The sequence below is a fragment of the Amorphus suaedae genome (assembly GCF_053629675.1).
In genome coordinates, this window is record NZ_JBRJIT010000001.1 from 2098575 (window position 1) to 2118799 (window position 20225).

Here is a 20225-nt window from a genome sequence, read left to right on the forward strand (position 1 = left end):
GCATGAACTTCGCCAGCGACAACTGGGCCGGCGTCAGCCCCAGGGTGGCGACCGCGCTCACCGAGGCCGCGACCGGGCTCGCCCCCGCCTACGGCACCGACGAGCTGACCGCCAAGGCGACCACCGCGCTCCGGGAGGTCTTCGAGACCGATCTCGACGTCTACTTCGTGGCGACCGGCACCGCCGCCAACTCCCTGTCGCTCGCCTCCACCTCCGGCCCGGGCGGCATCGGCTTCTGCCACGCCGACGCGCACATCGCCGTCGACGAGGGCGGCGCCCCCGCCTTCCTGGGACGCGGGCTCACGCTCGTCTCGATCCCCGGCGCCAACGGCAAGATCACTCCCGAGGCGCTCCAGGCCGTGCTCGGCCACTATCCCCAGGGCTCCTTCCAGCGTGGCACGCCGCGCGTCGTCAGCCTGTCCCAGGTGACCGAGGCGGGCACCGTCTACACGCCCGAGGAGATCGCCGCGATCGGCTACGCCGCCCATGGCCGGCGGATGGCGGTCCACATGGACGGCGCCCGATTCGCCAACGCGGTCGCGCACCTGGGCGTCAGTCCGGCGAAGATCACCTGGGAATCGGGCGTCGACATCCTCTCCCTCGGCCTGACCAAGACCGGCGCCTGGTGCTGCGAGGCGATCGTCGTCTTCGACGCGGCGAAGGCGCCCGAGGTCGAGGCCCATCGCAAGCAGGCCGGCCACCTGTTCTCCAAGAGCCGCTTCGTGGCCGCGCAGATGCTGGCGATGCTGGAGGGCGGCCACTGGCTGGAGCTCGCCGGCGCCGCCAACGCCGCGGCCGCCCGGCTCGCGGCCGGCATCGAGGCCTCGCCGAAGGCCCGGCTCGCCTGGCCGTGCCAGTCCAACGAGGTGTTCGCGCACATCGAGGACGAGACGCTGAAGCGGGTCCAGGACGCCGGCGCGACCCTCTATCCCTGGCGAACCCGGGGAGCCACCGCCGACGAGGCGCCACGCCCTGGCGAGACGCGGGTGCGGATGATCGCCAACTTCGCCACCACCGACGCCGAGATCGACGCGTTTCTCGCCGCGCTGGGCACCAACGACGCCTAGATCCATGAGCACAGACTGGGATCTTCGCGACCGGTTCGATTTCCAGGGTCAGGCGATCGCCTGCGACCGGTTCGGAGAAGGCCGGCCGGTCGTGCTCGTCCACGGCACGCCGTTCTCGTCCTACGTCTGGCGGCGGATCGCCCGCGAGCTTTCCCGCACCTTCCAGGTTCACGTCTTCGATCTGCTCGGCTACGGCCAGTCGGAGAAGCGGGCCGGACAGGACGTCTCGCTCGGCGTGCAGAACCACGTGTTCGCCGCCCTCCTCGATCACTGGGGGCTTGAGCGGCCCAGCGTCGTCGCCCACGACTTCGGCGGCGCGACGGTGCTGAGGGCGCACTTCCTGAACGGCCGCGACTACGAGAACCTGCTGCTGGTCGATCCGGTGGCGATCCGGCCGTGGGGCTCGCCGTTCGTCCAGCACGTCCGCCAGCACGAGGCGGCGTTTGCCGGCGTGCCGGACTATCTGCAGCGCGCGATCCTGGCCGCCTACATCCGCGGCGCGGTCAGCCGGTCGATGGACGATGCGGCGCTGGCCCCGTACCTGGCGCCCTGGCTGGGGGAGGCCGGGCAGCCGGCCTTCTATCGCCAGATCGCCCAGATGGACATGGCCTACACCGACGAGATCGAGGGGCGCTACGGCACGCTCCGCTGCCCCGTCCGCCTGCTCTGGGGAACCGAAGACGCCTGGATCCCGATCGAGACCGGCCGGCGCTTCGCCGCGATGCTCCCGAACTGCGAGCTGACCGAGGTCCCCGGCGCCGGCCATCTTGTGCAGGAGGATGCCCCGGAGGCGATCGTCGCCGCGGCGCTGCGCCTCTTCGGCGCGGGCTGAGCCCGACGCCCGCCCTCAGCGCGCATCCTCGAGGATCATCCCGGCGCCCTTCTCGGCGATCATGATGGTCGGCGAGTTGGTGTTGCCGGAGACGATCGTCGGCATGATCGAGGCGTCGACCACCGCCATCGGGTCTCCGGGCGAAAGGGAGCCGTTTCCGTCCAGGTCGGGGGCAGCAGATCAATCGGAAATGGCTCCGGATTCGGCCCCTTGAGCGATTTGCTCCGCAGTCCGGGCGCGCCGATCCGACGGGAAATGCCCCAGGCCGGTCCCCTCACACCGCCGAATCGGATCCGACTCCGGCCGCCTCTTCGAGGTGGCGGCGGAACATGCGGTTCAACTCGTGGCCGGCCGTCTTGCGGATCGCCGGGTCATCGTCGGTCCGCATGATGGCGACGAGACGCATGAGCTGCAGCGCGACCGCCGCGAGTGCCGGACGTCGCGGTTCGGGAACCTCGGGCGAGACCGAGGCGAAGAGGGCGGAAAGGACGCTCCGAAGCCGGGCCCGCGCCTGCGTCTTCGCCGCCGGGTCGATGGTCTTGCGGTCGCCGAGAACCGCGAATGCGGGATGGTCGTCGAGGAAGGCGTCGAAAGCGGCGAACAGCCGGTCCGACGTCTCGGCCGGCGACCTTCCGGAGCACACCGAGACCAGCGCATCGATCCGGGCGACCAGATCCTCCAGGGCGGCGCCGTGGATCGCCGCAGCGAGCTGCTCCTTGTCCGGGAAGAATTGATAGAGCGAGCCGATAGAGGCGCCGGCGCGCGCCGCGATCCCGGTCATCGTCGCCGCCTCGTATCCCGTCTCGGCAAACACCTCGGCACCCGCCTTCTGCAAGGCCGCCACACGGGCCCGGCCGCGCTTGCGGGCTGGTGCCTTGGCGGTCTTCGCGGCAGCGTCCGTAGCCGGCGTTGACTTTTGTGAGCTCATACTCATAAATATTTTTGTGAGGACGTCCTCACATATCCCTATCCGTCATGGCGGCCGCATCGGTTCGTTCCGGCCCGGAGATCACAATGCCACTTTCGCTCGACCCAAGCACGACCGCGCTGGTCCTCATCGACATCCAGACCGGAACCTTGTCCTTCCCCCTCGCCCCATACGACCGCTCCGCCGTCGTGGCGGCCGCAGCCCGCCTCGGCGATGCTTTCGCCGCAGCCAAGGCACCGATCGTTCCGGTCCGCATCGCCTTCGCCGGGGATGGCAGCGACACGCCGCACGGGCTTGTCGACCAGCCGATGATGCTGCCGCAGGGCGGATCCGCGGACGGCTGGTCGGATCTTGCTCCTGAAATCCAGGCGTTGCCCGCCGCCTTCTCTGTCACCAAGCGGCAGTGGAGCGCCTTCTATGGGACCGAGCTCGACCTGCAGCTGCGCCGCCGGGGCATCGACACGGTCGTCCTGTGCGGCATTGCCACGAACTTCGGCGTCGAAACGACCGCCCGCGATGCCTGGCAGGCGAACTATTCGGTGATTGTCGCCGAAGACGCCTGCAGCTCGCTCGGAGATCTGCATGCCGTGGCGGTGGAACGGACGCTGCCACGGGTCAGCCGCGTGCGCTCCGTCGACGCCATCGTCGCGGCACTCGGCTGAGGCCGGCGCCCACCAGCCTCAGCGCGCATCCTCGAGGATCATCCCGGCGCCCTTCTCGGCGATCATGATGGTCGGCGAGTTGGTGTTGCCGGAGACGATCGTCGGCATGATCGAGGCGTCGACCACCCGTAGGCCGTCGACGCCGCGCACCTTCAGCCGCGCATCGACCACCGCCATCGGGTCGTCGTCGGTGCCCATCTTCGCTGTGCCGACCGGGTGGAAGATGGTGGTGCCGAGATCGCCGGCCGCCTTCAGGAGGTCGGCGTCGCTCTCCACCTGCGGCCCCGGCAGATACTCTTTCGGTTGATAGGGAGCGAGCGCCGGCTGGCCGACGATCCGCCGCACCAGCTTCAGCGAGTCCACCGCCACCTGCCGGTCCGCCTCGGTGGAGAGGTAGCGCGGACTGATCAGCGGCTTCGGCGTGCCGTCCCCGGCGCGGCCCAGATGGATCGAGCCGCGGCTGGTGGGACGCAGGTTGCAGACGCTGGCGGTGAAGGCGTCGAACGGGTGCAGCCCGTCGCCCCACTTGTCCAGCGATAGCGGCTGGAAGTGGAACTCCACGTTGGGCGTCGCATAGGCGTCGGAGGTGCGGGCGAAGGCGCCGAGCTGCGATGGCGCCATGGTCAGCGGCCCGGTACGGCGCAGCGCGTACTCGACGCCCATCATCGCCCGACGGAACAGGTTGGCGTAGAGGCCGTTGAGGGTCGGAATGCCGCTCACCTGGTAGACCGGCCGGATCTGCAGATGGTCCTGCAGGTTCTCGCCGACGCCGGGAAGCGCGCACCCGACATCGATTCCGCCGGCAGACAGCCGCTCCGGATCGCCGATGCCGGACGCCTCGAGGATCAGCGGCGAGCCGACCGACCCGCTGGACAGCACGATCTCGCCGTCGGCGGACGCCCTCAATTCCTCGCCGCCCCGGTCGAACAGCACGGCGCGGGCCCGGCCTTCCTCGATCACCAGCCGGTGGACGTGCACGTCCGTCTCGACGCGCAGGTTGGGCCGGCCGAGCACCGGCTTCAGGAAGCCGCGCGCCGCACTCCAGCGCCGTCCGGCCTTCTGGTTCACCTGGAAGTAGGACGAGCCCTCGTTGGTGCCGGTGTTGAAGTCGTCGACCTTGGGGATGCCGACGCCCTCGGCGGCGGTGCGGATCTCGTCGAGGATCTTCCAGCGCATGCGCGGATGCTCCACCCGCCATTCGCCGCCGCTGCCGTGGAACGGCCCGGCGCCGTCGATGTGGTCCTCGTGGCGGAGGAAGACCGGCAGCACGTCGTCCCAGCCCCAGCCGGCAAGCCCCATCTGCCGCCACGCGTCGTAGTCGGCCGCCTGGCCGCGCAGGTAGAGCATGGCGTTGATGGCCGACGACCCGCCGAGCACCTTGCCGCGCGGATAGGCGAGGCTGCGGCCGTTGAGGCCGGCCTCGGCCTCGGTGGTGAACATCCAGTCGGCGCGGGGATTGCCGATGGCGAACAGGTAGCCCACCGGAATGTGGAACCAGATCCAGTTGTCGCGGCCGCCGCGCTCCAGCAGAAGCACCTTGCGGCGCGGGTCGGCCGACAGCCGGTTGGCGAGCACGCAGCCGGCCGAGCCGCCGCCGACGACGATGTAGTCGTAGTTCCCCAGGTCCTGCACCGGTTCCCCTCCCGCACGCCTTTTCGCTCCCTTCCCGAGACGGCGGGAGACTCGACGACGTCTTCTTCCCTATCTGTGAATCGCGAAGCGGCTCCGGCGCAAGTCCGCCGGGGCATCATCAGGCAGGGATGGAGAGAGGATGGCAATCTTCGTAGTGAGCGTGGGAGCCGGGAACGGCGACGATCCGGACCGGCCGCTCGACTTTCCGGGCGAGGCGGTGGCGCTCGGCCCGCGCCTCTTCGTGTGCACGACCGACGCCAGCCAGTCGCGGCTCTACCACGCGGTCAAGAAACAGCTGGCGGACGGGACGTCGCTGTTCGTCGGAGAGCTCGCCGGGCGACCGAAGTTCATGGGCATGGCGGACGGCTCGACCAAAGCCGTCCGCGGGCTGTTCGGCGACGGGTAGGCCGGCGCGCGCCCTCAGTCGGGAAGCGCGAGGTCCGACCAGATCGCGTCGGTCAGGCGCGTGAACGCCGGATCCTGGCGCATGGCGCGGGTGTGACGGGGACGCGGCAGGTCGACCTTGTACTCGGCGACGATCGTGGCGGGCCGGGCGCTGAACACCACGACCCGGTCGGCCAGCGCCACCGCCTCCTCGATGTCGTGGGTGACGAAGACGATCGAGCGCCGCTCCGCCTCCCAGACCCGCAGGAGCTCGAACCCCATGGCGATCTTGGTCTGGTAGTCGAGCGCCCCGAACGGCTCGTCCATCAGCATCAGCGATGGGCGGTAGGCGAGCAGTCGGCCGAGCGATACGCGCTGCCGCATGCCGCCGGAGAGCTGCTTCGGCCAGGCGTTCTCGAAGCCTTCCAGCCGCAGGAGCCGGATCAGCCCGGCGACCTGCTCCGCCCGCTCAGAGGCCGGCGTGCCGCCCAGCTCGGCGCCGACGCGGATGTTTTCCGCGACGGTCCGCCAGGGCAGCAGCGCGTCCTTCTGGAACATGAAGCCGACTTCGGCCGGCGTCTCGGTGACGTGACGGCCGTTGACGATCACGTCGCCGCTCTGCGGCGCGAGAAGGCCGCACATGGCCCGGAGGATGGTCGACTTGCCGGAGCCGCTCGGTCCGACGACGGCGACGAACTCGCCCTCTCCCACCGACAGCGAGATGCCGTCGATGACCAGGAGCGGATCGTCGTCGGGGCGCGGAAAGGCGATCCGGAGATCCCTCAGCTTGGCCGTCACGGCCGACGAGGTGGGTTCTGCGGTCACGGTGGACTCCCTCAGCGCCATTTGATCACCCGCCGTTCCGCAAACCCGATGAGCTGGTTGGCGAGCATCGCCAGGACCATCAGCACGACCAGGCCGGTGAACACCCCGGTGGTGTCGAGCTGACCGCCCGAGCTCTCGACGTACCAGCCGAGGCCCCGGCTCGCGCCGATGAGCTCGCCGACGACCGCGCCGATCAGGGCAAGCCCGACACCGATGCGGAAGGAGGCCAGGATCCACGGCACGACGGCCGGCAGCAGCACGCGGTAGACGAGATAGAAGCGGCCCGCGCGCATCGAGCGCATCAGGTCGAGATGGTCCTGGTCGATGGTCCGGATGCCCTCCATGACGTTCAGGAGGAAGATGAAGACCACCATGGTGAAGGCCATCATGATCTTGGAGAACAGGCCGATGCCGAACCAGAGGATGAAGAGGGGCGCGAGGGCGACGCGCGGCAGTCCGTAGAGGCCCATGATCACGGGATCGAACATGCTGGCGATGCGCGGCGCGCGGGCGAGCCCGATGCCGAGCGGAATACCGATCACGGCGGCGAGGAGCAGGCCCAGGCCGGCTTCCTGCACCGTCGTGCTGGTATGGATCCACAGGTCGCCGCTGACCGCGAGCTCCCAGATGCGCTCGGCGATCATGGTCGGCCGGCTGCACCAGAACGGGTTGAGAAGCGTCCGGGACGCGAACTCCCAGAGCCCGAGCAGAACCACGATGACCGCGATCTGCTCGAGCGCCTTGCGACCGACCAGCAGTTTCCGTCCGTTGCCCTGGCGGACGAGCTGTCGCTCGTCCGCATTTGCCGTGTCGGTCATGGTGCCGCTCACTTCGCGAAGTATTTGGTCACGATGACGTCTTCGTACGGCACGGCCTTGTAGCTGGGGTCGGAGGCCGCCAGCATGTCGTTGAGGACCTGGTAGCTTTCCTCGCTCATGACGCCGTCCGGGGAGAGGTAGCCGGCCGCGACGTCCTTGGCGACCTGGGTGACCAGCGCGTCGTCGAACTTCGGGAACATCTCCTTGATCGCCTCGTTCAGAACCGCGGGGTCCTCCTGGATCATCGCCAGTGCCTTGACGATGGCATGGGTGACCTTCTCGGCCGTCTCGGGGTTCTTCTCGAGCCAGGAGTCGGTGACGACCAGATCCTGGGCCGGGTATTTCATCACCCGGAAGTCCTCGACGAGCTTGTACTTGCCGTCCTCGGCCAGGTTGAGCTGGATGTCCGGCGTGGTGAACATGCCGGCGGCGATGGCCCCCGTCTCGAGCGCGGCCCGCATGGCGCCGCCGCGGCCGATGGCGATCAGCTCGAAGTCCTTGTCCGCGTCGAAGCCCGCTTCCTTGATGGCGTAGCGGATGGTGTTGTCGGTCAGGCTGCCGGCCGAGGTGATGCCGAGCTTCTGACCCTTCAGGTCGGCGAAGCCCTTCGCCGGCGAGTCGGCGTTGGCCATCAGCGCGTAGCTGTGCTGGCTGGCGAGCGCCACCAGGACCGCGCCGCCGAGGCCACGCTGTTCCAGGCGGGCGGCGTGGTCGGCCGCGCAGATGCAGATGTCGATCGAGCCGGCGGCAAGCGCCTGCACGGCGGGCGCGCCACCCTTGAAGTCGATGCGCTCGTAGGTGAGGCCCTCTTCCTTGAAGAGCCCCTGCTGGTCGGCGACGACGATGGGCAGGGAGCCGGCGGAGTTCGCCGCGGCGCCGACCTTGAGCTCCGTTTCAGCGTGGGCCGGAAGCGCGCCCAGGCCGATGACCGGCACGAGGGCGGCAAGAACAGTCAGACGTCGGAACACTGGAAGCATGGATTGTCCCCTTTCAGGAAAGCGTTTTGGTCCTGAGGCGATTCCACCGCTCTGCTTCTATCTCCAGGCGTTTCTTCGGTGGTCAGTACGAGTCGTGTCGGAGTTGGGTCACGGCGGCGCTCAGGCGCCCGGCGGCTTGGCGGCGAATTCGGAGCCGCGCAGGCACATGCGGCCGCGGGGGTCCTGCCAGAGCCGCTCGGTCTCGTGCAGGCGGCCCAGCGCCTTGGCGACCGTGACGAAGTCGTAGCTGGAGAACGCGTCGGCGATGTCGGTGTAGTAGCGCGGCTCGGCGCCGATCATTTCGGCGATCTGGTCGGCCAGCGCGTCCACGTCGGCCTCGTCGCCGGCGGTGCCGGGCGCGTCCGACTTGCCGCCGACGTAGTCGTCGATCTTGGCGGTGTCGGCGTAGGCGTAGGCGATGCGCTCGTAGCGCTCCTTCGGAATGCCTTCCGAGATGGTCGCGTCGATGCCGACCTTGGCCGTCGTCGGCACCTGGCCCGGAGGCGTCGGCGGCAGGCTCGGGTCGAGCGGCTTCCCGCGGGCGTGGGTGACGACCATGATGTCCTTGTCGCCCTGCACGCGGGTGGCGATCGCCCATTCCACGTCGACCGGGTTGAAGACGTCGATGTCGTCGTCGACCACCACCACATGCTTGAGGTCCATCACCGACAGCGCCGCGAGCAGCGCGTTCTTGCCCTCGCCGGCCTGCTTCTTGATGGAGATGACGGCGTGCCAGAAGGCGCAGCCGCCGAGCGTGACGTTGATGTCCTTGACCTGGACGCCGGCGGTCTTGAGCGCCTGGCGGATGGCCGTGTAGCGCGTCGGCGCCGCCAGCCAGGTGTTCTCCCACGGCATGTGCAGCGCGTAGTAGACCGCGTCCTTGCGCATGCGGATGGCGTTGATGCGGACGATCGGGTTCCAGTGCAGGCCGCCCATCAGGCGCGTGAACTCGCCAAAGCGGCCCTCCGGATAGACCCAGCCGGTCGGCAGGATCTCCGCCTCGAGCACGATCTCGGAATTGGCGATGTAGGGCACGTCGATGGTGGAGCACGGCGCCAGGTCCACCGGTCCGCCGCGCAGGCCACCGGAGACCGACATCTCGTCCATGCCGAGCGGGGCGCGGAACCCCGAGCCCATGATCTCGTAGGGATGGTTGCCGATGGAAATGGAGATCGGGCAGGTCCGCCCCGCCTCGAACGCCCGCTGGGCGAACAGACGCATGTTGTTGGGCGTGACGATGTCGATGCCCGTCAGGTTCTTCTGCTTGACGATGAAGCGGTAGATGCCGGCGTTGAGGCCGTAGTCCGGATCTCGGGCGATGGTGATGCCCGCGGTGATCATCGGGCCGCCGTCGTAGATCGAGCTCATCGGGATCGGCAGGCGGTAGAGATCGACGTCGTCGCCGGTCAGTACCACCTCGTCGGTGGACGAGCCCTGGACGGAATGCGACTCGACCGGATGGTCGATCGCCTTCTTCAGCTTCGCCTCGATCTCGGGATAGGTGGTGCAGCCGAGCGACATGATCGCGCGCTTCTGCGTGCGGATGATGCCGGACACCACCGGCCGGTCGTAGCCGATGACGTTGTGAAAGAAGAGCGCCTTGTCCGACTGGTCGACGAGCGTCGCGATGTGACGGATGTCGACCGGCTGCTCGAGGTCGAGCATCTCGCCATCGGCCCGGAGCCGGTCGAGAAACCCGCGGAAGGATTCGGTATCGTGCATGGTGGCGCTGCGGCTCCGCCGGCGGCCGATCCGGTCTCTTGAACTGCGTGTGCCGGCTGGATCGACTTCGTTTACTGTCGTCCGCCAAGCCTTGGCCTGACCAAAATCATTTCATAGCTAGCTATAACTGTCTAGGATCCAGTCGTGCGCAAATATTGAGCAAAGGAGACTATCTTTTCCTCAACTCCGCTTCGAGACGGAACGCTATTCCACTCAGCGTTTCGCGCAGTTCGGAGCACTGGGCGGGGTCGAGACCTTCGAACGCGACCCGGTTCACATCCAGTGCATTCTCGACGGCGATGGCCGCCAGGCGCCGTCCCAGCGGCGTCAGATGGTTGGTGGCAAGCCGGGCGTTGTCCGACGTCGGCCGGCGCTCCACCAGGCCGTCCCGCTCCATTCGCTTCAGGGTGTTGGCCACCGTCGCCTGCTCGATCCGCACCGCCTCGCAGAGGTCGCGCTGGGTGGCGCCGTCGTGGCGCAGCAGCTCCAGTGCGATCGGGTACTGGCCGGGCATCACGCCGCCGGCGCCGTTGCGCGCCTTCAGCGACTGCGCCAGCAGCCGCGCGATCAGGTTGATCAGGTAGCCGACCGTTTCCTGCTGCAGCGGCTGCGGCGGCTCGATGTCTAGCGTGTCCTCGATGGCGCGCTCCGGCCCCTGGGTCTGCGGCATGGATCCATTCCTCCTGTCGCCCGGGAAGGCGGGATGTCGACTGCAAGACAGGCCCCGGATCCTCGTCGCCCGCAGACCTGCCTCCCTTGAGAGCCCCCCGGCTCCAGGGACGGGACCGGCCGTTGCGGCCGGTCAGGGCAGGCGAGTATAGGACAAGTTGCAATGCAAGCCCGACGCCAGACGGCGGGGCCGGGCCGCAAAGCCGTCATGCCGGAGCGCTCGCCCGGACCGCCCTGAAGCCAGGAAACGCCGCAGGACATGCCCATGAGCACCGATCACAGGCGCGACGCCCCGGCGGTCGCCCGCAACCGGGATCCCATCCTGTCGGTCCTGCGGCGGGTGCTGCCGGATCGCGGGCTGGTGCTGGAAATCGCCAGCGGCACTGGCCAGCACGTGGTGCATTTCGCCCGCGCCCTGCCCGGCCTCGACTGGCAGCCGAGCGAGCCCGGCGACGAGGGACGCCGGTCGATCGCGGCCTGGGTCGCCGCCGAGGACCTCGCCAACGTCCGCCCGCCCGTCGACCTCGACGTCATCGGTGGAGACTGGCCGGTCACCAAGGCCGACGCGGTCGTCTGCATCAACATGATCCACATCGCGCCGTGGGCCGCGACGCCCGCCCTGATGCGCGGTGCCGGCCGGCTGCTGCCCGAAGGCGCGCCGCTGGTGCTCTACGGGCCGTTCCGCCGCGACGGCCGGAACACGGCGCCCTCCAACGACGCCTTCGACGCCGACCTGAAGGCCCGCGATCCCGCCTGGGGCATCCGCGACCTGGCGGACGTCGCGGCGGAAGCCGAGGCCGCGGGCCTGCGGCTGGAGGAGATCGTCGAGATGCCCGCCAACAATTTCACGGTTGTCTTCCGCAAGGTGGCCGACGCCTGAGAGGTGCGCGCGCGCAGCGGAACGCGCCGGATTTCGGGTGCGCGATCCTGCGCGTTCTTGCGCTTTTTCGCGCGTTCCTGCGCGCGTGGCCACGCGCAGCGACGAGAGTGCCATCTGGCCGTGACGCGCATTCCGTGCCAGACGGAATGGACCGCAGGCAGAAGCGTTCGGTCCCGCCCGGGAGGGGGGCCCGCGTGCCGGCGGCACCGGAGGCAGCGGGAGGGGACCCCATGGCCGATCGAGACGACAGGACGCTGCTCTTGTCGCGCCTCTCCCTGCGCCAGCTCCAGATCCTGTCGACGGTGGCCGAGCACGGCAGCATCCTGCACGCCACCCGGCGGATGAACATGACCCAGCCGGCGGTGTCGCGGGCGGTGATGGAGATCGAGCGGATCGTCGGCCAGCCGCTGTTCGTCCGCTCGCCGCGCGGCGTCAGCCCGACGCCCGCCGGCGAGGTGTTTGTCTCGCACGCCCGCGCCGCGCTCTCCTCCATGCGGGTGGCCGCCCAGGAGATCGACGACCTGCAGCGCGGCCACGCCGGACGGCTGACCATTGGGACGCTGCCCAACGGGGCCGGCGGCCCCCTGCCCCAGGCGCTGATCGAGGCGCGCCGGGAGCGGCCGGGGCTGATGGTCACCGTCATCGAGGGCCTCTACCAGCAGATGGCGGCGAGCCTGCGCTCGGGCGACCTCGACTTCGTCATCGGGCGGCTGCGCCCCCACGACGGCGGCGACGGACTGACCACCCAGCCGCTCTACCGCCAGCGCTGGGGGGTGTTCGCCCGGGCCGGCCACCCCGCCCGCCGGGCAGGCGCCGCCGCCCTCGCCGACCTGCTCGACGCGCCGTGGATCCTGCCGGCCGCCAGCGCCCCGGTGCGGCCGATGATCGAGGGCGTGTTCTACCGGCGCGGCCTGCCGCTGCCCCGCGACCGGATGGAGATCAGCGCACTGGGCATCGCCCGCGCGCTGCTTCTGGATTCCGACGCGGTGATGTTCCTGCCCGTCGGCACCTTCCGCCGCGAGGAGGAGACCGGCGCGCTCGCCGAACTCGCCGTCGGCATCGACGAGGTGGTCGAGGAGGTCGGCCTGTTCTGGCGCGAGGGCGGCCAGCGGCGGGCGCTGGAGCTCTATTTCGCCCGGCTGCTGGAGACCACCTGCGCCGAGATGGGGCTGGCGCCGAGCGATATGCAGAACAGGCATAGTCACAAGTGAACTTTGCATAAAATGCACATATCCAAGGCGTGCTAGCCTTTTCCGCAATCCAAGGGGAACGGGAGACCTGGCATGAAACGGATGGCATTTGGGGCGGCGCTCGCCGTGACGCTGGCGGCGGCCGGACCGGCCGCGGCGCAGACCTACAGCATCGGCACGCTGCCGCAGGGATCGCTCGCCTACACCATCGGCGCGGCGGTGGCGCGGGTGGTCACCGAGGAGACCGGCCTGCAGATGCGGGTGTTGCCGGCCGGCGGGCCGGACGCCACGATCCCCCAGGTGCAGATGGGCGACCTGGAATTCTCCATCGCCTCCAGCGACATGGTCGCCGCGGCCTATGCCGGCGCCGACCAGTTCTCCGGCCACAAGATGGACGGGCTCCGGGTGGTGGCGAACCTGCTGCCGTTCTCGTCGGGGTTCATCGTCAAGGCCGACAGCGACATCAAGGCGCTCGCGGACCTGAAGGGCAAGCGCGTCGCCGGCCAGTTCCCGCAGCAGCGCGTGCTCGCCAACTACGAGGCGTCGACGCTCGCCACCGTCGGCATGAGCATGGACGACGTGACCGTCGTGCCGGTGCCCAACGGCATCCGCGGCGTCGAGGCGTTCATGAGCGGCAGCGTCGACGCGGCGATCTTCTCGCCCGGCTCCGGCATCGTCTCCCAGGCCGACGCGTCGGTGGGCGGCGTGCGGTTCCTGGCCGTGCCCGATACCGAGGAGGCCGACGCGACCATCCGCAAGCTGACGCCCGGCGCCTACGTCGCCACCGTCGCGCCGCGCCCGAACCGGCCCGGCATCATGGGCCCGACGCCGATGATGTCCGGCACCTTCGTGCTGTTCGCCGGACCGGAGGTGAGCGACGAGGTGGTGGCCAAGGTGGCGCAGGCAATCTGGGAGAAGCGCGAGGCGCTGGTCGGCATCTTCCCCGGCTTCCGCGAGATGGACGGCGCCCTGGTGACCCAGCCGGTCGCCGACGTGCCGTTCCAGCCGGCGGCCCAGGCCTACTTCGCCTCGGCCGGCGTCGGCGCCAAGTAGCGCCGTTTCCGATCAGGCAGACCGCCGCCACGGCGGCGGGCGGCGCATCGCGGCGAGGGGCCGGACATGTCGACCACCACTGAGCTGCCGGCCGACGGCATCGAGACCGGCGCCGCCCGCCTGCCCGGCGGGCGCCTGACCGGGGCGATCACCGCGACGCTGGCGGGACTGATCCCGGTGCTCTCGGTCGCCTGGGCGATCGACGTGCCGCGCCTTCTCGGCGTCGCCTTCTACAACGAGCAGTTCGTCGCGGCCTTCCTGGGCATCGCGCTGGCCGTCGTCTACCTGTCGCGGCCGCTTTCCGGCGGCGAGCGCGGCCGGCTGCCCTGGTACGACGCACTCGCGGCCGCCGCCGCGCTGGCCGCCGCCGGATACGTGGCGCTCTACTACCCGTCGCTGCTGGAGCGGTTGTGGATGCGGCCGACCGACGCCCTCGTGGTCGGCGCCGTGCTGCTGGTCCTGACCCTGGAGGGGCTGCGCCGGGCGGCGGGGCTGGCGATGCTGGTGCTGGTGCTGGCGAGCATCGGGTTCGCGTTGCTCGGCCACCTGGTGCCCGGCGCGCTGCAGGGCCGCCACGTCTCCCCGGAACGGCTGATCGTCTACCTGAGCAACGACAGCAGCGCGCTGCTGGGCCTGCCGCTGCTGATCGTCGCCACCGTCGTCGTCTCCTTCGTGCTGTTCGGCAACCTGCTCAACCAGGCCGGCGGCGGCGCCTTCTTCACCGACCTCGCCATGTCGCTGATGGGCCGCTATCGCGGCGGCCCGGCCAAGGTGGCGGTGACCGCCTCGGCCCTGTTCGGATCGGTGTCGGGCAGCGCGGTGGCGAACGTCGCCTCCACCGGGGTGATCACCATCCCGCTGATGAAGAAGGCCGGCTACCGGCCGCACCAGGCCGGCGCCATCGAGGCCGTCGCCTCCACCGGCGGCCAGCTGATGCCGCCGGTGATGGGGGCGGCCGCCTTCCTGATGGCGGAGCTCCTGCAGATCTCCTACGCCGACGTGGTGCTGGCGGCGCTGGTGCCGGCGCTCCTCTATTACGCGGCGCTGTTCATCCAGGTGGACCTGCTCGCCGCCCGCGACGGCCTGGTCGCCGCCGACCCGAAGACGCTGCCCCGGATGCGCGCGGTGCTGGCCTCCGGCGGCATCTTCGCGCTGCCGTTCGCGGTGCTGATCTACGCGCTGTTCAGCCTGAACCAGCAGCCGGAGTACGCCGCCGTGCTCGCCGCCGCGACGGTCGTCGTCATCGGCCTCGGCCTGCGGCTGCGCAACGGTCCCGGCGGCATGGGCCTGTCGCTCCGGGCGCTGCCGGGCGTGCTCGCCTCCACGGGGCTCGCGGTCACCGACATCGTGATGATCGGCGCCGCAGCGGGCATCGTCATCGGCGTGATGAACGTCTCGGCGCTGGGCTTCGCCATCACCCTGTCGCTCGTCGGCCTCGGGGCCGGCAACCTGCCGGCGCTGCTGGTCATCGCGGCGGTCGCCAGCATCGTGCTGGGCATGGGCATGCCGACGCTGGGCGTCTACCTGCTGCTCGCCACCCTGATCGCTCCGGCGCTGGTGGAGGTGGGCATCCAGCCGATCGCCGCCCACCTGTTCGTCCTCTATTTCGGCATGATGTCGATGATCACGCCGCCGGTGGCGATCGCCGCCTTCGCGGCGGCGAGCATCAGCGGCGCCGGGCCGATGCGCACCGGCTGGTCGGCGATGGCGTTCGGCTGGTCGGCCTACGCGATTCCGTTCATCTTCGTCTGCTCCCCGGCGCTGCTGCTGATCGGCGACCCGGGCAACGTGGTGCTCGCCACCGCCACCGCGCTCGGCGGCGTCTGGCTGATCTCCGCCGCCGTGGTCGGCCGGCTGTTCGCCCGGGTGCCACCCGTGCAGCGGCTGCTGCTGGGCGTGGCCGGCCTGCTCCTCCTCATCCCGCACACCGACACGCTGCCGCTGTGGACCGACCTTGCCGGCGCCGCTTTGGGCTGCCTGCTGGCGCTGTGGAACCTCCGCAGCGCGCTCGCCGCACGGTCGCCCGCTCCGGCTGCCGGCCCAATCGTGGAATCCGCATGACCCGCCGTCCGAACTTTCTCGTCATCATGACCGACCAGCAGCGGTGGGATCACCTCGGCTGCTACGGCAACCGCCAGGTCCGCACGCCGACCATCGACGCGATCGCCCGGGGCGGCACGCGCTTCGACCGCTTCTACGTCTCCAACCCGATCTGCCAGCCGAACCGGGCCTGCCTGGCGACGGGGCAGATCTCCACCGTCAACGGCTGCCGCCAGAACGGCATCCCGCTGTCGCCGGAGAGCGTCACCTATGCCGACGTGCTGCGGGCGGCCGGCTACCGCACCGCGCTCATCGGCAAGGCGCACTTCCAGAACGTCACCAACATCCCCGCGCCACCGCGCAAGACCGGCGGTGCCGGCGACGAGGTCGACGCGAGCGTGCACCGCGCGTGGCGCACCCAGCGCACCGGCGACGGCTACGGGCTGGAGGCGCGCAGCCGCTGGCACGCCGACCCAGCCGCGTCGCTGCCGGAGCCCTACTACGGCTTCGAGCACGTGCGCCTGTGCATCGGCCACGGCGACCAGGTGGACGGCCACTACACCGGCTGGCTGCGCGACCGCCATCCCGATCCCGACAGCCTGCGCGGGCCGGAAAACGCGCTCGACCGTGAGAGCGAGCGGACCGCCCAGTGCTGGCGGACAGCGGTGCCCGAGGCGCTGCATCCGACGCGCTACGTGGCCGAGGAGGCCTGCGCCTTCCTGGAGGCCCAGACGGCCGACGACCCGTTCCTGCTGGTGATGTCGTTCCCGGATCCGCACCATCCGTTCACGCCGCCCGACCGCTACTTCGACATGTACGACCCGGAAAGCCTCGACCTGCCGGCCTCGTTCGACAGCCCCGTGCGCGACCGCAACGACCTGCCGGAGGCGGTGCTGGAAGCCTACCGGATGGGCGACACCGACCCGAACTCGCACTGGCCGTATCACGTGGACGCCGCCGGGATGCGCCGCATCCTGGCGCTGAACTACGGCTCGATCTCGTTCATCGACGACGAGCTGGCGTGGGTGATGGCGACGCTGAAGGCGCGCGGGCTCGACCGCGACACGGTGGTCTGCTTCATGTCCGATCACGGCGACTACATGGGCGACCACGGCACCGTGCTGAAGATGGGCCTGCACTACCAGAGCGTCATCCGGGTGCCGTTCCTGTGGCGCGACCCGCAGGCGGCGGGCGCCCAGGCCACCACCGACATCCAGGCGAGCGCCATCGACTTCGCGCCGACGCTGCTGCAGCGGGCGGGCCTGAAGGTGCCGGTGGGGATGCAGGGGCGCGACCTGTTCGCGGCCGATGCGGCGAACCTGCCGGTGGTGGTGGAGGACCCGGGCATCTCGGTGTTCGCCGACGCCGACGCGCGCTCGGCGATCCTGTCGGTGGTGCACGAGGGCTGGCGGCTCAGCCTGTTCGAGCAGGCGCCCGGGCGCGGCGAGCTCTATCACTTCGCCGAGGACCCCGACGAGATGGCCAACCTCTGGGACGCGACCGAGGCATCGGCCCGCAAGGCCGACCTCTTGGAGAAGCTCTGCCTGCGCCAGCTGGCGCTGCGCGACATGCGGCTCTGCCCCACCGCGCGGGCGTGACGGCGGCGACGGGGGCCGCCCGGCGCACCGTCTCTTCGCGCGGCCGCGTCAGACGTGGTCCGCGATGACCGCCAGGAAGGCGGCGCCGTGGCGCTCGAGCTTGGCTTCGCCGATGCCGGGTACGGTCGCCATTTCGGCGCGCGAGGTGGGGCGGGCCGCCGCCAGCTCGATCAGCGTCTTGTCGTGGAATATGACGTAGGGCGGGATGTTGTTCTCGCGGGCGATCTCCAGCCGCTTCTGCCGGAGCGCCTGGAACAGCGCGCGGTCGGCCTCGGGCATGGAGGACTGCGCCGCGGTGCGCGCGGCCTTGCCCTGGCGGGCGCGGGGCGCGGTGGGCTCGCGCAGCATCAGCGTCGGCTTGTCGCGGAGGAAGTTGCGGCCGGCGGGGGCGATCGACAGGCCGCCATGGCCGGCGAGATCGACGTCGATGAAGCGGAGCGCGATGAGCTGGCGCAGGATCGCCCGCCAGGCGCGGCTGTCGTGCTCGGTGCCGATGCCGAAGGTGGAGATCTGGTCGTGGCCGAACTGGGCCATGCGCTCGTTCTGCACGCCGAGCAGCACGTCGACGACATGGGCCTGACCGAAGCGCTCGCCGGTGCGGTAGATGCACGACAGCGCCTTCTGGGCGGCGATGGTGCCGTCGAACAGCGTCGGCGGCACGGCGCAGGTGTCGCAGTTGCCACAGGGCTCGCAGCGGTCGCCGAAATAAGAGAGCAGCACCTGCCGGCGGCAGCTTGCCGTCTCGGCCAGCCCGAGCAGCGCGTCGAGCTTCTGGCGCTCGGTCCGCTTGCGCTGGTCGGGGGCGTCGGTCTCCTCGATGAAGCGGCTGCGCAGCGCGATGTCCTGGTAGCCGTAGAGCATCAGCGTGTCGGACGGCAGGCCGTCGCGGCCGGCGCGGCCGGTCTCCTGGTAGTAGGCCTCGATGCTGCCGGGCAGGTCGATGTGGACGACGAAGCGCACGTCCGGCTTGTCGATGCCCATGCCGAAGGCGATGGTCGCCACCATGATGACCGCCTCGCCGTGCTGGAAGCGCGTCTGGTTGGCGGCCCTGACCGCCTTGTCCATGCCGGCGTGATAGGCGAGCGCGTCGTAGCCCTGCTCGCGCAGCCAGGCGGCGGTCTCCTCGGTCTTGCGCTTGGACAGGCAGTAGACGATGCCGCTCTCGCCGGGGTGGCGCTTCAGGAAGTCCTTCAGCTGGGCGCGCGGATTGTCCTTTTCCTCGATGGCGTAGCGGATGTTGGGGCGGTCGAAGCCGGCGATGAAGGCGTCGGCGTCGGCGATGTCGAGGTGGGCGAGGATTTCCGCGCGGGTCGGCGCGTCGGCGGTGGCCGTCAGCGCGACGCGCGGCGTGTCGGGGAAGCGGGAGACGAGGACGTCGAGCTGGCGGTAGGAGGGGCGGAAGTCGTGGCCCCACTGGGACAGGCAATGGGCCTCGTCGATGGCGATCAGCGACAGCGGCGCCTGGGCGAGCCGGTCGAGCACGTCGGGGCGCAGCAGGGTTTCCGGGGCGACGTAGAGGAGGTCCAGGCGGCCGCCGCGGATGTCGTCCCACAGCGCCTGGCGCTCGTCGGGCGGCAGGTCGGAGTTGAGGGCGGCGGCGCGGACGCCCGCCTGCCGCAGCGCCGTCACCTGGTCGGCCATCAGCGCCAGCAGCGGCGAGACGACGAGCCCCATGCCGGGCCGGACGATGGCGGGGATCTGGTAGCAGAGCGACTTGCCGCCGCCGGTCGGCATCAGCACGAAGGCGTTGCGGCCGCCGATCAGGTGGTCGACGATCTCCGCCTGCGGCCCCCGGAAGGCATCGTAGCCATAGACGCTCTTGAGGGTGTCGAGGGCGGCGGTCATCGGGCTCGGCTTGGGTGAATCACGGGAACGCCCCTTATAGCGGCCCCGCCCCGAAATCACGACAGCGGAGGGAGCGCGGCGTCCGCGCCCGAGGGTTTTTCCCGGAAGGCGGTCAGCGGCCGTCCCGGGCGGCGTGGGTGTTGACCAGCACCTGGCTGAACTCCATCACGGCGCGCGACATGGGACGATCGGCGCGGCGGATGAGGCCGCGCGAGACGGTGTAGTCCGCGACCGGACCGCCCGACAGGAAGCCGTTGCGCACGTCCTCCTCCAGCGCCGAGCGGGAGGCGACGAAGCATCCGACGCCGGCCAGGATGAGGTCGCGGATGACCTGCCAGGCGTTGGTTTCCAGCACGATGGTCATGGCGAGGCCAGCGGCCGCAACCCGCCGCTCCAGCTCCACCCGCACGCCGTGGGGCCGGCGCGAGATCATCAGCGGCATGGCCACGACCTCCTCCAGGCTGAACGGCGTGCCCGGCGCGCAGGCCCCCGGCGCCGTGAACACCCACATCGGCTCCTGAAACAGCGGCTGGATGACGAGGTCCGGATGCGGCGGCGGCGTCGTCACGATGGAAAGGTCGAGGGCGTTGGTGAGCACGCCCTGCAGGAGCGAGTCGCTGGAGGCCTCCTCGAGGACGACGGAGACGCGCGAATAGCGGGCGAGGAAATCGGTGAGCGGCCCCAGCACCGCGGCGCGCGCCAGCGACGGCGGACAGCCGAGCCGGACGGTGCCGGTGGGCGTCTCGGCGCGCGACATCAGCTCCAGCTTCGTCTCCTCGACGGCGTGCAGCAGGAAGCGCGCGCGTTCCAGGAGCAGGATGCCGGCCTCGGTGAGCTCCGCGCCGCGGCCGTGGCGCAGCAGCAGCGTGGAGCCGAGCTCCTCCTCGAGGTTGCGGATCTGGCGGCTGAGCGCCGGCTGGGCCACGCCGAGCTTCACCGCGGCCGCGGTGAAGCTGCCGGTGTCGGCGATCTCGGCGAAATAGCGGAGCTGGGCGATCTTCACGGGGAGCCTCCACGCCAGGCGATTGCCGGACCCAAGCTATATCAATCCGGCATCGACTGAATGCTCAAATCCTATTTGCCTTATGGATTGGGGCGGCCCG

18 protein-coding genes and 1 pseudogene are annotated in these 20225 nt (G+C 70.2%); 9 read left to right on the plus strand and 10 right to left on the minus strand.

The features are described 5' to 3' along the window. The first annotated feature begins 2 nt into the window (after window positions 1–2). Both AB7M35_RS09445 and AB7M35_RS09450 read left to right on the plus strand, forming a co-directional pair. On the plus strand, window positions 3–1067 hold the full coding sequence (locus tag AB7M35_RS09445) for a threonine aldolase family protein (protein ID WP_453959150.1): 1065 nt from the start codon (window positions 3–5) through the stop codon (window positions 1065–1067). Window positions 1068–1071: 4 nt separating this feature from the next. Continuing rightward, entirely contained in the window at window positions 1072–1899 is an 828-nt protein-coding gene (locus AB7M35_RS09450) for an alpha/beta fold hydrolase (protein ID WP_453959151.1), read from the plus strand. 15 nt (window positions 1900–1914) lie between these two features. Here the strand turns inward: AB7M35_RS09450 and AB7M35_RS09455 are convergent. Beyond that, window positions 1915–2028, minus strand: a pseudogene (locus AB7M35_RS09455) (hypothetical protein); the annotation flags it as partial. A gap of 145 nt (window positions 2029–2173) precedes the next feature. Then, window positions 2174–2827, minus strand: a complete 654-nt coding sequence (locus AB7M35_RS09460) for a TetR/AcrR family transcriptional regulator (protein WP_453959153.1) — start codon at window positions 2825–2827, stop codon at window positions 2174–2176. A gap of 47 nt (window positions 2828–2874) precedes the next feature. Between AB7M35_RS09460 and AB7M35_RS09465 the strand changes: the two genes are divergently transcribed. Next, on the plus strand, window positions 2875–3489 hold the full coding sequence (locus AB7M35_RS09465) for an isochorismatase family protein (RefSeq protein WP_453959155.1): 615 nt from the start codon (window positions 2875–2877) through the stop codon (window positions 3487–3489). An 18-nt stretch (window positions 3490–3507) separates the two neighbouring features. On the opposite strand, the gene AB7M35_RS09470 is transcribed toward AB7M35_RS09465, so the two are convergent. Then, window positions 3508–5121, minus strand: a complete 1614-nt coding sequence (locus AB7M35_RS09470; RefSeq protein ID WP_453959157.1) for a GMC family oxidoreductase — start codon at window positions 5119–5121, stop codon at window positions 3508–3510. Window positions 5122–5260: 139 nt separating this feature from the next. Here AB7M35_RS09470 and AB7M35_RS09475 point away from each other — a divergent pair, with 139 nt between their 5' ends. Beyond that, the gene (locus tag AB7M35_RS09475) at window positions 5261–5527 is read left to right on the plus strand and encodes a hypothetical protein (RefSeq protein ID WP_453959159.1); all 267 of its coding nucleotides are present in this window, start codon (window positions 5261–5263) and stop codon (window positions 5525–5527) included. A 14-nt stretch (window positions 5528–5541) separates the two neighbouring features. Here AB7M35_RS09475 and AB7M35_RS09480 read toward each other — a convergent pair whose 3' ends face one another. The 5 genes from AB7M35_RS09480 to AB7M35_RS09500 form a co-directional block, all read right to left on the minus strand. Continuing rightward, entirely contained in the window at window positions 5542–6330 is a 789-nt protein-coding gene (locus AB7M35_RS09480; RefSeq protein WP_453959161.1) for an ABC transporter ATP-binding protein, read from the minus strand. An 11-nt stretch (window positions 6331–6341) separates the two neighbouring features. After that, window positions 6342–7148 (minus strand): ABC transporter permease, encoded by an 807-nt coding sequence (locus AB7M35_RS09485; RefSeq protein WP_453959163.1) that lies wholly within the window; start codon window positions 7146–7148, stop codon window positions 6342–6344. Between the two features lie 8 nt (window positions 7149–7156). Then, window positions 7157–8125: an ABC transporter substrate-binding protein gene (locus AB7M35_RS09490; RefSeq protein WP_453959164.1), complete on the minus strand. Its 969-nt coding sequence runs from the start codon at window positions 8123–8125 to the stop codon at window positions 7157–7159. A gap of 120 nt (window positions 8126–8245) precedes the next feature. Further along, window positions 8246–9847, minus strand: a complete 1602-nt coding sequence (locus tag AB7M35_RS09495) for a UbiD family decarboxylase (protein ID WP_453959165.1) — start codon at window positions 9845–9847, stop codon at window positions 8246–8248. A gap of 169 nt (window positions 9848–10016) precedes the next feature. After that, window positions 10017–10517 (minus strand): MarR family winged helix-turn-helix transcriptional regulator, encoded by a 501-nt coding sequence (locus tag AB7M35_RS09500; RefSeq protein WP_453959167.1) that lies wholly within the window; start codon window positions 10515–10517, stop codon window positions 10017–10019. A 264-nt stretch (window positions 10518–10781) separates the two neighbouring features. Between AB7M35_RS09500 and AB7M35_RS09505 the strand changes: the two genes are divergently transcribed. From AB7M35_RS09505 to AB7M35_RS09525, 5 genes are all read left to right on the plus strand, one after another. Further along, the gene (locus AB7M35_RS09505) at window positions 10782–11396 is read left to right on the plus strand and encodes a DUF938 domain-containing protein (RefSeq protein WP_453959169.1); all 615 of its coding nucleotides are present in this window, start codon (window positions 10782–10784) and stop codon (window positions 11394–11396) included. A 230-nt stretch (window positions 11397–11626) separates the two neighbouring features. After that, window positions 11627–12607 carry a LysR substrate-binding domain-containing protein gene (locus tag AB7M35_RS09510; RefSeq protein WP_453959172.1) on the plus strand — a complete coding sequence of 327 codons (981 nt, stop codon included), beginning with the start codon at window positions 11627–11629 and terminating at the stop codon, window positions 12605–12607. A 72-nt stretch (window positions 12608–12679) separates the two neighbouring features. After that, window positions 12680–13639, plus strand: coding sequence for a TAXI family TRAP transporter solute-binding subunit (locus AB7M35_RS09515; RefSeq protein WP_453959173.1), 960 nt, complete (start codon window positions 12680–12682; stop codon window positions 13637–13639). Between the two features lie 66 nt (window positions 13640–13705). Beyond that, the gene (locus AB7M35_RS09520; RefSeq protein WP_453959174.1) at window positions 13706–15700 is read left to right on the plus strand and encodes a TRAP transporter permease; all 1995 of its coding nucleotides are present in this window, start codon (window positions 13706–13708) and stop codon (window positions 15698–15700) included. Beyond that, the gene (locus tag AB7M35_RS09525; RefSeq protein WP_453959175.1) at window positions 15697–17277 is read left to right on the plus strand and encodes a sulfatase family protein; all 1581 of its coding nucleotides are present in this window, start codon (window positions 15697–15699) and stop codon (window positions 17275–17277) included. The genes AB7M35_RS09520 and AB7M35_RS09525 overlap by 4 nt, the downstream gene beginning before the upstream one ends. A gap of 48 nt (window positions 17278–17325) precedes the next feature. Here AB7M35_RS09525 and recQ read toward each other — a convergent pair whose 3' ends face one another. Together recQ and AB7M35_RS09535 are read right to left on the minus strand one after the other, a co-directional pair. Next, a complete protein-coding gene (gene recQ / locus AB7M35_RS09530) occupies window positions 17326–19122 on the minus strand; it encodes a DNA helicase RecQ (protein ID WP_453959176.1) in 1797 nt (598 codons plus the stop codon). A 112-nt stretch (window positions 19123–19234) separates the two neighbouring features. Beyond that, window positions 19235–20125, minus strand: a complete 891-nt coding sequence (locus AB7M35_RS09535; protein ID WP_453959177.1) for a LysR family transcriptional regulator — start codon at window positions 20123–20125, stop codon at window positions 19235–19237. Between the last annotated feature and the right edge of the window lie 100 nt (window positions 20126–20225).